Genomic DNA, 12,676 nt, shown 5'->3' on the forward strand with positions numbered 1-12,676 from the left:
TCTTTTTTAACAGTACGTTGAACCTTAGCAGATTTGCGCTACAAGGCATTATTGACGCGGAATTTCTGGCGTTCAGGCTCAATTTCAGATATTAAATAAATCCCCATGACCTTAGTGCATAAATAATTTCGTAAGGGTTGATATATTCTTTATTACGGATTAATAGTACCGGATGTCATGGAATGCGATCGCGGCAAGTTGAAACGGAGAATCAGCGCAATGGATCGCCTGGGGCTTAACGCTGTTGACACGATCGGTGTTGTTGATGGCCGTTGGGGGATTGCTATCCGGTTGCTGGAGAATCACCCGTCAGAAAAACGCCTCCCGTAAAGCGTATCTACGGTTAAAAATAAAAAAAGATGCAAACAATGAAAATTTTCCAAATAAAATTCAATGTCATATCTAATCAGGACGAGGCTCAGGAAGAAAGGGGGGCGGCCTCCCCAGACAAACATTGACGATTCGTTTATGTTTCCTGGCGCAGAATGCTGTCGAAATTTCAAGCAGGTCTATATTTGCCGACGTTGCACATCCCATGATTTTATCGGTCGCAGCGAAACAGCTTAGCAAAAAACCTGAAACGCTCACCGTAATGATATTGCCACGGCAGCATCAATCCTGATAAAAAGAGAACAGAAACGTTTTTTACTGTATACACAGAGAACCATTACTGCGCGAACAACAGGAAAATAACGATTCTTTGGGGGATTAAGACATCTCTTTTTATTTACATGGCGGTGATTTTATATATCTTTTCTGACCAGAAATAATGATGAAATATTGCGTATTTGTTTTTTTATTGTTACTGACCGGGTGTTCTGTAGGGAAATATGAATACAGTAATGAAGCCCGTGAAAAGGTCGACATGACCTTCACCGGCATTCCCACCATTCTGGGCGCTGGCGCACTGGGTACAACCATCCCGCTGACAGAGGAATACAGTCTTACCGCCGCCCACGTTGCCAGATATTCGCTTTATCGTGTGAAATCAGAGCATCCGGAGTGTGACCTGGCAATTGTTTATCATAAAAATAAAATGCTGAAAGCACCTGTTTTTCGCAACGGTAATATCGGTGACCGTGTTGACCTGTTCGGCTACAGCTTTATCTCTGCCATGCCCGTAAAATCAGAGGGAACCAACCTCACTAACACGCTATTTAAGAGCGAATGGAATAAAAATAACTGTGTGGTAGTTGCGTCAGATGCAGGAACGGTGAAAGGCATGTCCGGTGGTGCCGTCTATAACAACAGTGATGGCACAGTCGCGGGTGTGATAATCGGTTACGCTGACAGAATTAAAGACGGGAAGAGCGGAAAGGTTAAATACAAAAACGTCTCAATTTATATTCCTTATGCCAGTTTTAAAGAATGGCTTAATACAGAAGTCCAGAGATGATATTACACATGGACACTTACAACAGAGTACCCATAAACGTGCATTGAAAACCGAAAAAAACATCAGAATGATGTATTCATCGGACGTATTTTGGTCACTCCAGTGCGGCACTGCCAGTTGCGGGATTGCCCTCAGCCCGCTGCCAGGCTTTAAATAAAACAAAAGGTGACTTCATAGCGAACTTTGCAACGGTGTCGCAGGTATTGGGAAGGTTAAAACGCCCCGGCAGTGCGGGACGTTTTAACAGACGCTAGCGGGTAAATTTCTCAATGGCGTACGCCACACCGTCTTCCATATTGGTTTTGGTGACAAACTGGGCGGCAGCCTTCACCGACTCAATGCCATTCCCCATCGCCACGCCGGTCCCGGCGAACTGTAGCATCGCCAGGTCGTTTTCCTGGTCGCCAATTGCCATCACCTCATCACGGGACAACCCCAGGCGTTCGGCCAGCGCTTTGACCCCGGCACCTTTATTTACCTGCTTATTAAGAATTTCCAGGTAGTAAGGCGAGCTTTTCATGATGGTCGCACGTTCGTGAGCGGCCTGCGGCAGGCGCGCAATTGCCTCGTCCAGCACTTCCGGTGGATCGATCATCATTACCTTTGGAAAGGTCAGCGATCGGTCCATCTCTTCCACCGCGCGGTAATGCAGCGGTATCCCGGTAAGAAAAGCTTCGTGAACGGTATAGGCACTGATGTCTTGATTTGGCGTAAACAGCTGGGATTTCGTCAGCGCCTGGAAATGAACGCCAAGCTCGCGCGCCAGCTTTTCAAAATAGAGAAAATCGTCAAATGTCAGCGTGACTTCAGCCACACAGTCGCCGGTAGCCGCCTGCTGAACCAGCGCGCCATTGTTGGTAATGCAATATTGTCCTTCCTGCTGGAGATCCAACTCCATCAGATAGCGCTGTACGCCGACAAAAGGGCGACCGGTCGCCAGCACAATAGCCACGCCTTTGTCGCGGGCGGCCTTAATGGCCTTTTTTACCCCGGGAGTCACTTCATGCTGCGGGTTAAGCAGGGTGCCGTCCATATCAATTGCAATCAGTTTTATTGCCATAACGTCCTCGTCAGCTAACGGTTTGTTCTTATGCTAGCGCGATTCAGCTCACATTGACCAGCCCGGTTAAGGATATACGGCGGTTAAACGCAGCCAGAACTAAAGTCACTTTAGCTAAATCTGGACGTATTCTGTGTGTGACTTTTGAGCAACTGTGAGAAAATAACCCTGCATGACATTCACGGAGGAAGCGAATGAATATTGTCATTGTCAGCAAAGACAGCTTTTTTGTCTCAGGCACTATCGGTTTGATTAATGAAGTCTGGCTGCCCACGATTACAGGCAACCCGGTGTTTCTGGTCACGGAAGAGAACAAGGCGTTACTCACGCCGGATATCGTTATCACCGACGTCTACCAGACTGGTTCAGTGAAAGCGCATTCCCTTCCCGCAGGCCAGGACGCGAAAGGGGAAGATAAGCCAACGGAACGTTACGTTTCGATCTTTCTGGCCGCACAGTGCCATGTCGGCGACGGTTCCTGCCATCAACATCTGCTTCAGATAAAAAAAAGCGACGCTGCGCAGTGGTTGCTACAGCTGTTCAAACGTAAAAACTCTTCCGGCTACGCCATGAAAAGTCTGCTCACCCCGCAGAACTGCAAGCCTCAGGATGCCATCATTCTCAGCAGACAGCAGGAGATGGTGGTCAAATACACGCGCATGGGCCTGTCACTGACCGATATTTCGCGAGTCACCAGCCTGAGCGTGAAAACCATCAGCACCCACAAACGGGCGGTAATGCGTAAGCTCGGCATGAAAAATAACAATGATTTTTACCGCTATGCGTTAATGGGGTTTGAGCAGCAATGAGTAAAAGCGCCATAAAAAAAGGCAGATCCTCAGACCTGCCTTTCTGTTCAGCAAAGCGCGCTATCAGATATCGATATTAGCGGCTTTCAGCGCATTCTCTTCGATAAACGCACGGCGAGGCTCAACGGCGTCGCCCATCAGCGTGGTGAACAGCTGATCGGCGGCAATCGCATCTTTCACCGTCACCCGCAGCATACGGCGGCTGTCTGGGTCCATCGTGGTTTCCCACAGCTGCTCCGGGTTCATCTCGCCCAGACCTTTGTAGCGCTGTACCGAAAGGCCGCGGCGCGACTCCTTCACCAGCCAGTCCATCGCCTGCTCGAAGCTGTCGACAGGCTGACGGCGCTCGCCGCGTTCGATAAAGGCATCTTCTTCGATCAGACCGCGCAGCTTTTCACCCAGCGCGCAGATTCTGCGATATTCGCCGCCGGTGATGAACTCGTTATCCAGCCGGTAATCGGTATCGACGCCGTGAGTACGAATGCGTACCACCGGTTCAAAGATATGCAGCTCAAGGTTCTCGCGCACCAGCCCCTGATAGGCGCTGCCGTGCTGCTCTTTCTCGTTCAGCATGGCTACCAGCCCGTCAACCCAGGCCTGAACCGGAGCCTGAGCGGAAAGGTCACTCAGGGTTGAATGATAGATCAACGTGTTCAGCAGGGCGACCGGGTAGCGGCGCTCCATCCGCTTGATCATTTTGCGGGTGCTGTTGAATTCTGACACCATTGTTTCCAGCGGTCCGCCGCCCAGCGCCGGCGCATCAGCATTGGTATGCAGCGTCGCGCCATCCAGCGCAATAGCGATTTGATATTGATCCATCGCGTCATCATCCTTGATGTACTGCTCCTGCTTGCCTTTCTTCACCTTGTAAAGCGGCGGCTGGGCAATATACACATGGCCGCGCTCGATGATTTCAGGCATCTGACGGTAGAAGAACGTTAGCAGCAGGGTACGAATGTGTGAACCATCCACGTCCGCATCGGTCATGATGATGATGCTGTGATAGCGCAGCTTGTCCGGGTTGTACTCGTCACGGCCAATGCCGCAGCCCAGCGCGGTGATCAGCGTGGCAACTTCCTGCGAAGCGAGCATTTTGTCAAAGCGCGCCTTCTCAACGTTGAGGATTTTCCCCTTAAGCGGCAGGATCGCCTGGTTTTTACGGTTACGCCCCTGCTTGGCCGATCCGCCAGCAGAGTCACCTTCCACCAGGTAGATTTCGCACAGCGCCGGGTCGCGCTCCTGGCAGTCCGCCAGCTTGCCCGGCAGGCCAGCCAGGTCCAGCGCGCCTTTACGGCGGGTCATCTCGCGTGCGCGACGGGCCGCTTCACGGGCGCGGGCCGCATCGATAATTTTGCCAACAACGATTTTCGCATCGCCTGGGTTTTCCAGCAGGTATTCCGCCAGCAGCTCATTCATCTGCTGTTCAACCGCGCTCTTCACCTCGGATGAAACCAGCTTATCTTTGGTTTGCGAGGAGAATTTAGGATCGGGCACCTTCACGGAAATTACCGCAATCAGCCCTTCACGAGCATCGTCACCAGTGGCGCTGACCTTGGCTTTTTTGCTGTAGCCTTCTTTGTCCATGTAGGCGTTGAGGGTGCGCGTCATCGCGGTACGGAAGCCGACAAGGTGCGTGCCGCCATCGCGCTGCGGAATGTTGTTAGTAAAGCAGTAGATGTTTTCCTGGAAACCGTCGTTCCACTGCAGCGCCACTTCCACGCCAATGCCGTCTTTTTCCGTTGAGAAGTAGAAGACATTCGGATGAATTGGCGTTTTGTTCTTATTCAGATACTCGACGAATGCCTTGATGCCGCCTTCGTAGTGATAGTGATCCTGGCGGGCGTCACGCTTGTCTTCCAGCCTGATGGAGACGCCAGAGTTAAGGAACGAGAGCTCACGCAGACGCTTGGCAAGGATTTCATACTCAAAATCGGTGACGTTAGTAAAGGTCTCATGGCTTGGCCAGAAACGCACGCGGGTACCGGTCAGATCGGTTTCACCCGTCACGTTCAGCGGAGCCTGCGGCACGCCGTGGACGTAAATCTGCTGGTGAACCTTGCCTTCGCGACGAATGGTCAGCTCCAGCTTTTCGGACAGCGCGTTAACCACCGACACGCCCACGCCGTGCAGACCACCGGATACTTTATACGAGTTGTCATCAAACTTACCGCCTGCGTGCAGAACGGTCATGATCACTTCCGCCGCAGAGATACCCTCCTCTTCATGGATGCCGGTAGGAATACCACGGCCGTCATCCTGCACGGAAACGGAGTTATCTGCATGAATAGTAACAATAATATCTTTACAGTGACCGGCGAGCGCTTCATCGATAGCGTTATCCACGACCTCGAATACCATGTGATGCAGACCGGTACCGTCATCCGTATCGCCGATATACATACCTGGGCGCTTGCGTACTGCATCAAGCCCTTTCAGAACTTTGATACTTGAGGAGTCATAAGAATTCGACATCAACGTTTCTCGCTCGTTTAATCTTCAGGTTGAACCGCTATTTTACCCTGTTCTACGTGGAACATCTTGCCCTTTTCGTCAGCCATGTCGAACACATGCTCAGCACCAATGGCGCTGACAAAAACCTGGGCATGAGTGGCCTTCAAACGTGACGCCAGCAGTTGCCGACGCGTTTCATCCAGCTCAGAGGCAAAATCATCTATCAGATACAGGCATCGTTGCCCATTCTGTCGGGTGAGAAATTCACCCTGCGCCAGTCTCAGGGCGCACATCAGCAGCTTTAACTGGCCGCGTGACAGTAAATCTTCAACCGGCGTGCCGTCAGCGCGGATGCGAAAGTCCGCCTTGTGTGGCCCGCTGGCGGTGTAGGTCAGCGCCCGATCGCGTTCAAACTGACGCTCAAGCAGCTCGCCGTAATCCGTTTCTTTATCCCAGCCGCGCTGAAAAGAGAAGTCCAGCTGAAACTCAGGTAAAAATTGCGCGCAGGTGGCGTTGATATCTCCGGCGATGGCCTCACTGTAGGCCGCTCGCCAGCGGCTAATCTGTTCAGCCAGCGGAGCCAGCTCCTGATCCCAGGCGCGGATCTGCTGGTAGCGCGAAACCTGGCGCAGAGCCGCATTTCTCTGCTTCAGCAGTCGCCGGAGATTGCTCCAGGCGGTGAAAAAGCCGGGTTCATTATGAAAACAGCCCCAGTCAACATAGGCTCGGCGGTATTTAGGGCCGCCGTTAAGCAGCGTAAAGCCTTCGGGGGTGATCAGCTGCATCGGCAGCATCTGCGCCAGCTCCGCCACTTTGTGTCCGTCGCTGCCATCGATACGCACCTTGCTGTCTCCGGCGCGATTTTTAGTCAGGCCGACGGAGATTTCGCGTCCTGCCCCCTCAATACGACCGTGCAGGACAAAGGCATCCTGTTCATGGCGGATCACCCTTCCCGCCTGCAGGCTGCGAAATGCCCGACCGTGGCCCAGGGTATAAATCGCTTCGAGCACGCTGGTTTTGCCGCTGCCGTTGGCGCCAACCAAAAAATTGAAGCCGGGCGCCAGCGCCAGATCCGCATTTTCAATATTGCGAAAGTCTTTGATTAGAAGGCGGGTTAAAGCCATGAGTAGGTGATCCGGTACGATATCATAAATGCTGCTGCGATCCGTAAACGTGGCAAATCAGGACCAGAGCGTTAGCGGCGTGACCAGTCTGACTGCGGCCAGCGCGCAAAACCGACGAGGACATAAAGTACCTGAGGATCTGCGCGCTCACCACGCCCAACATGGCAGGCAAGTTAGCCCGACAGATTATAACCGCATTGGCATCACGACATAGGCCGCGCTTTGGCTGGCGGCGTCTTCAATCTGCACGCTGGAAACGGAATCGGTCAGCAGCAGCCGGACATTCTCGCATTTCAGGGCGTTGAGCACGTCCAGCACGTAGCTGACGTTGAAGCCGATTTCCAGATCGGTGCCGCCATAGGTCACGTCGAGCATCTCTTCCGCTTCTTCCTGCTCAGGGTTATTCGCAGTGATTTTCAGCTGATTTTCGCTGACATAGAGGCGAACGCCACGGAACTTCTCGTTTGAGAGGATGGCCGCGCGGGCGAAGGCCTGCTTGAGAATGTCACAGCCGGCATCCAGCGTTTTGTCAGGGTTCTTCGGCAATACGCGGCGATAATCAGGGAAACGACCGTCAACCAGCTTGGAAGTGAAGATAAAATCGCCAACGTGAGCGCGGATATTGTTGCTGCCAATCTGTACCTGTAGCGGCGTGTCTCCGCCGTCCAGCAGACGAACCAGCTCAATCACCCCTTTACGCGGCACGATCACCGAATGACTCGGCAGCGACTGGCCTACCGGCATTGAGCATACGGCAAGGCGGTGACCGTCGGTGGCTACCGTACGCAGCTCTTCCCCTTCGGTTTCAAACAGCATACCGTTCAGATAATAACGAACGTCCTGATGCGCCATAGAGAACTGCGTGGCTTCGATCAGCCGCTTCATCGTTGCCTGCGGCAGGGTGAACTCTACCTCGCTCTGCCAGTCGTCCAGGTTCGGGAAGTCGCTGGCCGGCAGCGTAGAGAGCGAAAAACGGCTGCGGCCTGACCGCACCAGCATTCTGTCGCCATCCAGCATCACGGTAATTTCTGCGCCTTCAGGCAGGCCACGGCAGATATCAAAAAACTTACGCGCCGGCACGGTCGTGGCGCCCGGCTCGTGATCCTGTGTCAGCGCGACACGGGCCACCATTTCCATTTCAAGATCGGTGCCGGTCAGCAGCAGACTGCCTTCATTCACCTGTAAAAGCAGGTTGCCGAGGATCGGTAACGTCGGCCGTCCCCCCAGGGGGCTGCTGACCTGCTGTAAGGGCTTGAGTAAATGCTCGCGTTCTACAATAAATTTCATAGCGTCAGGAAGATAATGTTCTGATTAGATTTGAGAAATCTTCTTTAATATCGTGACTTTCTTCACGCAGCTGTTCGATTTTACGACAGGCATGCAGCACCGTAGTATGGTCACGACCCCCGAAAGCATCACCGATTTCCGGCAAACTGTGGTTGGTCAACTCTTTAGCCATCGCCATTGCCATCTGACGCGGGCGGGCCACCGAGCGGGAGCGCCGCTTGGAAAGGAGATCGGCCACTTTGATTTTATAATACTCTGCCACCGTTTTCTGGATGTTGTCGATGGTAACCAATTTCTCCTGAAGCGCCAGCAGATCGCGCAGGGCTTCCCGCACAAAATCAATGGTGATCGCCCGACCGGTGAAATTGGCGTTGGCAATGACGCGGTTCAGCGCGCCTTCCAGCTCACGCACGTTAGACCGTAATCGTTTGGCGATGAAGAAAGCCACCTCGCCCGGCAGGCGGATGTCGTTCTCATCGGCCTTTTTCATCAGGATCGCTACGCGGGTTTCCAGCTCCGGCGGCTCGATCGCCACCGTCAGCCCCCAGCCAAAGCGTGATTTCAGGCGATCTTCCACGCCGTTGATCTCTTTCGGATAGCGATCCGAGGTCAGGATGATCTGCTGATTGCCTTCCAGCAGCGCATTAAAAGTGTGGAAAAATTCTTCCTGAGAACGTTCTTTATTGGCAAAGAACTGAATGTCATCGATGAGCAGCGCGTCCACCGAGCGATAGTAGCGTTTAAACTCTTCAATCGCGTTATTTTGCAGCGCCTTGACCATGTCCTGCACAAAGCGTTCAGAATGCATATAGACCACTTTGGCATTCGGTTTGCGCGCCATAATCCCGTTGCCTACCGCATGTAACAGGTGCGTTTTCCCAAGACCCGTGCCGCCATATAGGAATAAGGGATTGTAGGCGCCGCCAGGATTATCCGCGACCTGGCGGGCGGCCGCGCGGGCCAGCTGGTTTGATTTACCTTCAACAAAGTTATCAAAGTTGTGCTTGGTGTTGACGTTTGAGCGGTAAGACAGCTCTGCCGGCGCCGGCATGTTGTCCCAGCTGGGTCGCGAAGGCGCCGGGCGGGTTCCCTGTACTGGCACGCTGGCCTGCGCGCTGGCCATCACCGGCTGACTGATCTGCCGCGTAATGGGCTTGCTGCCCACTTCAAAGCGCAGCAACGGCACGTCCGTACCGCAGAAATCATTCAGCAGCCCGTTAATATTGTTAAGGTATTTATCCCGAACCCAATCGAGCACAAAACGGTTTGGTGCATACAAGGCCAACGTGTTGTCGTTTAATTCTGCCTGCAACGGGCGTATCCACATGCTGAATTCGGTGGCAGGTAGTTCATCCTGCAAACGGGCAAGACACTGTTGCCAAAGCGTTAGTGACACGGCGGACTCCACTCGAAAAAATTCGATAAGAAAAAAGGCGCTGAAGCGATAAATTCATCATTGTTGACGCATGCAGATGACGCACATACGAACCGCTGTCCACGGTTATCCCGTCCTCGATCGACCCGAAGGATCGCAAACGGAAGGGCGGATCATAGCGTAAAGCGAAGCAGAGATCTTCACTTTCTACACAGTTTTGATCCAATTTATCCACAGGCCATCGCTGCGGGGATACGTTAACGCGATCGCGCTCAAAAGGCATTCAGGATCGTCTGCATTCATTGAATTTTAAAGGTGGCGTCACGTTATTGTCGCAAACACGATGTAAGAGATCGCAAGAAGATCCTGCACGATCCTTGCGCTTTACCCCAGACGCCGTATAATTCCCGCCCCGGCGTGTTGCGCTCTGGCCCGTACCGGCTGGTTTAGCGGTCGAACGGGATATCCAGACGCGGCTTTTAACGCGAAGTAAATTGACTCCGGGCTGTACAATTATTACAATCCCGCCTCTTTATTAAAGACACACTGAGGCGTCGGTCGGTTTTCTGACCACCAAAACGCGTCACCCAGTGAAAATTTTCCAAGTTTAGGTAGAAATCGCCATGAAACGCACTTTTCAACCGTCCGTACTGAAGCGCAACCGTTCACACGGTTTCCGTGCTCGTATGGCAACAAAAAATGGTCAACAGGTTCTGGCACGTCGTCGTGCTAAAGGCCGTTCACGCCTGACCGTTTCTAAGTAATAAAAGCTAACCGCTGAGTGGTTAAGCTCGCATTTCCCAGGGAGTTACGTTTGTTAACTCCCACTCATTTCACTTTCGTCTTCCAGCAGCCACAAAGAGCTGGCACGCCGCAAATTACTATTCTCGGCCGCCTGAATTCGCTGGGGCATCCCCGCATCGGTCTTACCGTCGCCAAAAAACACGTTAAGCGCGCGCATGAACGCAACCGGATCAAGAGATTGACCCGCGAAAGTTTTCGCCTGCGTCAGCACGAACTTCCAGCAATGGATTTTGTGATCGTGGCGAAAAAGGGCGTGGCTGACTTGGATAACCGTGCGCTGACGGAAGCGTTGGAGAAACTATGGCGTCGTCACTGTCGCCTGGCTCGCGGCTCCTGATCGCGTTGATTCGGGTGTATCAACGCGCGATCAGTCCGCTGTTAGGCCCCCACTGTCGTTTCCATCCGACCTGCTCTCAATACGGTATTGAGGCCTTGCGCAGGTTTGGAGTGATAAAAGGCAGTTGGTTGACGATGAAACGCGTATTAAAATGCCACCCTTTGAACCCGGGTGGCGACGATCCGGTCCCGCCAAAAACCGACGATAACAGAGAACATTAACGATGGATTCGCAACGCAATCTTTTTCTCATCGCTTTTCTGTTCGTGTCTTTTATGATCTGGCAAGCCTGGCAGACGGACCACGCTCCGCAGCCCGCGCAGACTCAGACCACGCAAAACACGACCAGCTCAGCCGGTGATGCCGCAAACCAGGGCGTTCCTGCCAGCGGCCAGGGCAAAACGATCACCGTTAAGACTGATGTCCTGTCTTTACATATCAACACCCGTGGTGGCGATATCGAACAGGCGCAGCTGCTGACTTACCCTGACAAACTGGGTTCTTCACAGCCATTCCAACTGCTGGAAACCAACCCTGGTTTTCTGTATCAGGCGCAAAGCGGTCTGACCGGCCGTAACGGCCCGGACAACCCGGCTAACGGCGATCGTCCTCTGTTCACCACCACTCAGGACAGCTTTGAGATGGCGGACGGCCAGAGCGAACTGCGTATCCCGATGACCTGGACCGCTGAAAACGGCGTAACCTACACCAAAACCTTCGTGCTGAAGCGCGGTGAGTTTGCGATTAACGTGGATTATCAGGTTAACAACACCAGCCAGCAGCCGCTGGAAGTGGCGATGTTTGGCCAGCTGAAGCAGACCATCGACCTGCCTAAGCACCGCGATACCGGCAGCAATAACTTTGCGTTGCACACCTTCCGTGGCGCGGCTTACTCCAGCAGTGAGAGCAACTACGAGAAGTACAAGTTCGACAAAATCAGCGATAACGAAAACCTGAACACCACCACCACCAATGGCTGGGTGGCCATGCTTCAGCAGTATTTCGCTACCGCGTGGGTGCCTCGTACCAATGGCGCCAACACCCTTTATACCAGCAACCTGGGTAACGGTATTGCGGCCGTAGGCTACAAATCCGCACCGGTTTCCATCGCGCCCGGCGCGCAGCAGAACCTCTCTGCCACCCTGTGGGTTGGCCCGGAAATTCAGGACAAGATGGCCGCTATCGCGCCACATCTGGACCTGACGGTAGATTACGGCTGGCTGTGGTTTATCTCTCAGCCGCTGTTCAAACTGCTGAAGTTCCTGCACAGCTTTATCGGTAACTGGGGCTTCTCTATTATCGTTATCACCTTTATCGTGCGTGGCATCATGTACCCGCTGACCAAAGCGCAGTATACCTCCATGGCGAAAATGCGTATGCTGCAGCCGAAGATTCAGGCGATGCGTGAGCGTTTAGGTGAAGACAAGCAGCGCATGAGTCAGGAGATGATGGCGCTGTATAAAGCTGAGAAAGTGAACCCGCTGGGCGGCTGTCTGCCGCTGGTTATCCAGATGCCTATCTTCCTGGCGCTGTATTACATGCTGATGGGCTCGATTGAACTGCGCCACGCGCCGTTCGCCCTGTGGATTCATGACCTGTCTGCGCAGGACCCGTACTATATCCTGCCGATCCTGATGGGCATCACGATGTTCTTCATCCAGAAGATGTCGCCGACCACCGTGACCGACCCGATGCAGCAGAAGATCATGACCTTTATGCCGGTCATCTTCACCGTGTTCTTCCTGTGGTTCCCATCAGGCCTGGTGCTGTACTACATCGTCAGTAACCTGGTGACCATCATCCAGCAGCAGCTGATCTATCGCGGCCTGGAAAAGCGTGGCTTACACAGCCGCGACAAGAAGAAAGCGTAACCTGTGAGGCGAGCGTCTTCGCCCCGGCAGTGAGATGCCAGCAGAACGAAAAAGGGCGGAATTTATTCCGCCCTTTTGCACAATAAGCAGCGGCAAATTCCCTCCGTGCCAGCCGTGCTAACAATCGTTATGATTAAGGCGGTCAAATGGCCGCCTTAATTTT

Annotated in this window: 11 protein-coding genes; 6 read left to right on the top strand and 5 right to left on the bottom strand. The window is 53.2% G+C overall.

Features of this window, described 5'->3' with window-relative positions; translation table 11 throughout:
- The first annotated feature begins 772 nt into the window (after positions 1-772).
- The gene (locus NG99_RS05880) at positions 773-1,396 is read left to right on the top strand and encodes a trypsin-like peptidase domain-containing protein (RefSeq protein WP_034889322.1); all 624 of its coding nucleotides are present in this window, start codon (positions 773-775) and stop codon (positions 1,394-1,396) included.
- Positions 1,397-1,646: 250 nt separating this feature from the next.
- On the opposite strand, the gene yidA is transcribed toward NG99_RS05880, so the two are convergent.
- Positions 1,647-2,456 (bottom strand): sugar-phosphatase, encoded by an 810-nt coding sequence (gene yidA, locus NG99_RS05885; RefSeq protein ID WP_034889324.1) that lies wholly within the window; start codon positions 2,454-2,456, stop codon positions 1,647-1,649.
- A gap of 194 nt (positions 2,457-2,650) precedes the next feature.
- On the opposite strand from yidA, the gene NG99_RS27475 reads away from it, so the two are divergent.
- Complete coding sequence (locus NG99_RS27475) at positions 2,651-3,265, top strand: helix-turn-helix domain-containing protein (protein WP_052130571.1); 615 nt, start codon at positions 2,651-2,653, stop codon at positions 3,263-3,265.
- 63 nt (positions 3,266-3,328) lie between these two features.
- Here the strand turns inward: NG99_RS27475 and gyrB are convergent, their stop codons facing one another.
- From gyrB to dnaA, 4 genes are all read right to left on the bottom strand, one after another.
- Positions 3,329-5,737 carry a DNA topoisomerase (ATP-hydrolyzing) subunit B gene (gene gyrB / locus NG99_RS05895; RefSeq protein WP_034889326.1) on the bottom strand — a complete coding sequence of 803 codons (2,409 nt, stop codon included), beginning with the start codon at positions 5,735-5,737 and terminating at the stop codon, positions 3,329-3,331.
- A gap of 17 nt (positions 5,738-5,754) precedes the next feature.
- Positions 5,755-6,840, bottom strand: coding sequence for a DNA replication/repair protein RecF (gene recF / locus NG99_RS05900; RefSeq protein WP_034889327.1), 1,086 nt, complete (start codon positions 6,838-6,840; stop codon positions 5,755-5,757).
- Between the two features lie 186 nt (positions 6,841-7,026).
- Positions 7,027-8,127 carry a DNA polymerase III subunit beta gene (gene dnaN, locus NG99_RS05905; RefSeq protein ID WP_034889329.1) on the bottom strand — a complete coding sequence of 367 codons (1,101 nt, stop codon included), beginning with the start codon at positions 8,125-8,127 and terminating at the stop codon, positions 7,027-7,029.
- 4 nt (positions 8,128-8,131) lie between these two features.
- Complete coding sequence (gene dnaA / locus NG99_RS05910) at positions 8,132-9,523, bottom strand: chromosomal replication initiator protein DnaA (protein ID WP_034889331.1); 1,392 nt, start codon at positions 9,521-9,523, stop codon at positions 8,132-8,134.
- 602 nt (positions 9,524-10,125) lie between these two features.
- Here dnaA and rpmH point away from each other — a divergent pair.
- Genes rpmH through yidC form a run of 4 tightly spaced genes read left to right on the top strand, consistent with a single transcriptional unit; the run spans position 10,126 to position 12,513 of the window.
- The gene (gene rpmH, locus NG99_RS28040) at positions 10,126-10,266 is read left to right on the top strand and encodes a 50S ribosomal protein L34 (RefSeq protein ID WP_013204567.1); all 141 of its coding nucleotides are present in this window, start codon (positions 10,126-10,128) and stop codon (positions 10,264-10,266) included.
- 17 nt (positions 10,267-10,283) lie between these two features.
- The gene (gene rnpA, locus NG99_RS05915; protein WP_034889333.1) at positions 10,284-10,643 is read left to right on the top strand and encodes a ribonuclease P protein component; all 360 of its coding nucleotides are present in this window, start codon (positions 10,284-10,286) and stop codon (positions 10,641-10,643) included.
- Complete coding sequence (yidD, locus tag NG99_RS28045; RefSeq protein WP_072017545.1) at positions 10,607-10,864, top strand: membrane protein insertion efficiency factor YidD; 258 nt, start codon at positions 10,607-10,609, stop codon at positions 10,862-10,864. The genes rnpA and yidD overlap by 37 nt, the downstream gene beginning before the upstream one ends.
- A gap of 2 nt (positions 10,865-10,866) precedes the next feature.
- Positions 10,867-12,513 (top strand): membrane protein insertase YidC, encoded by a 1,647-nt coding sequence (gene yidC / locus NG99_RS05920; RefSeq protein ID WP_034889335.1) that lies wholly within the window; start codon positions 10,867-10,869, stop codon positions 12,511-12,513.
- The last annotated feature ends 163 nt before the right edge of the window (positions 12,514-12,676 follow it).

The organism is Erwinia typographi, from assembly GCF_000773975.1.
Lineage (GTDB): Bacteria > Pseudomonadota > Gammaproteobacteria > Enterobacterales > Enterobacteriaceae > Erwinia > Erwinia typographi.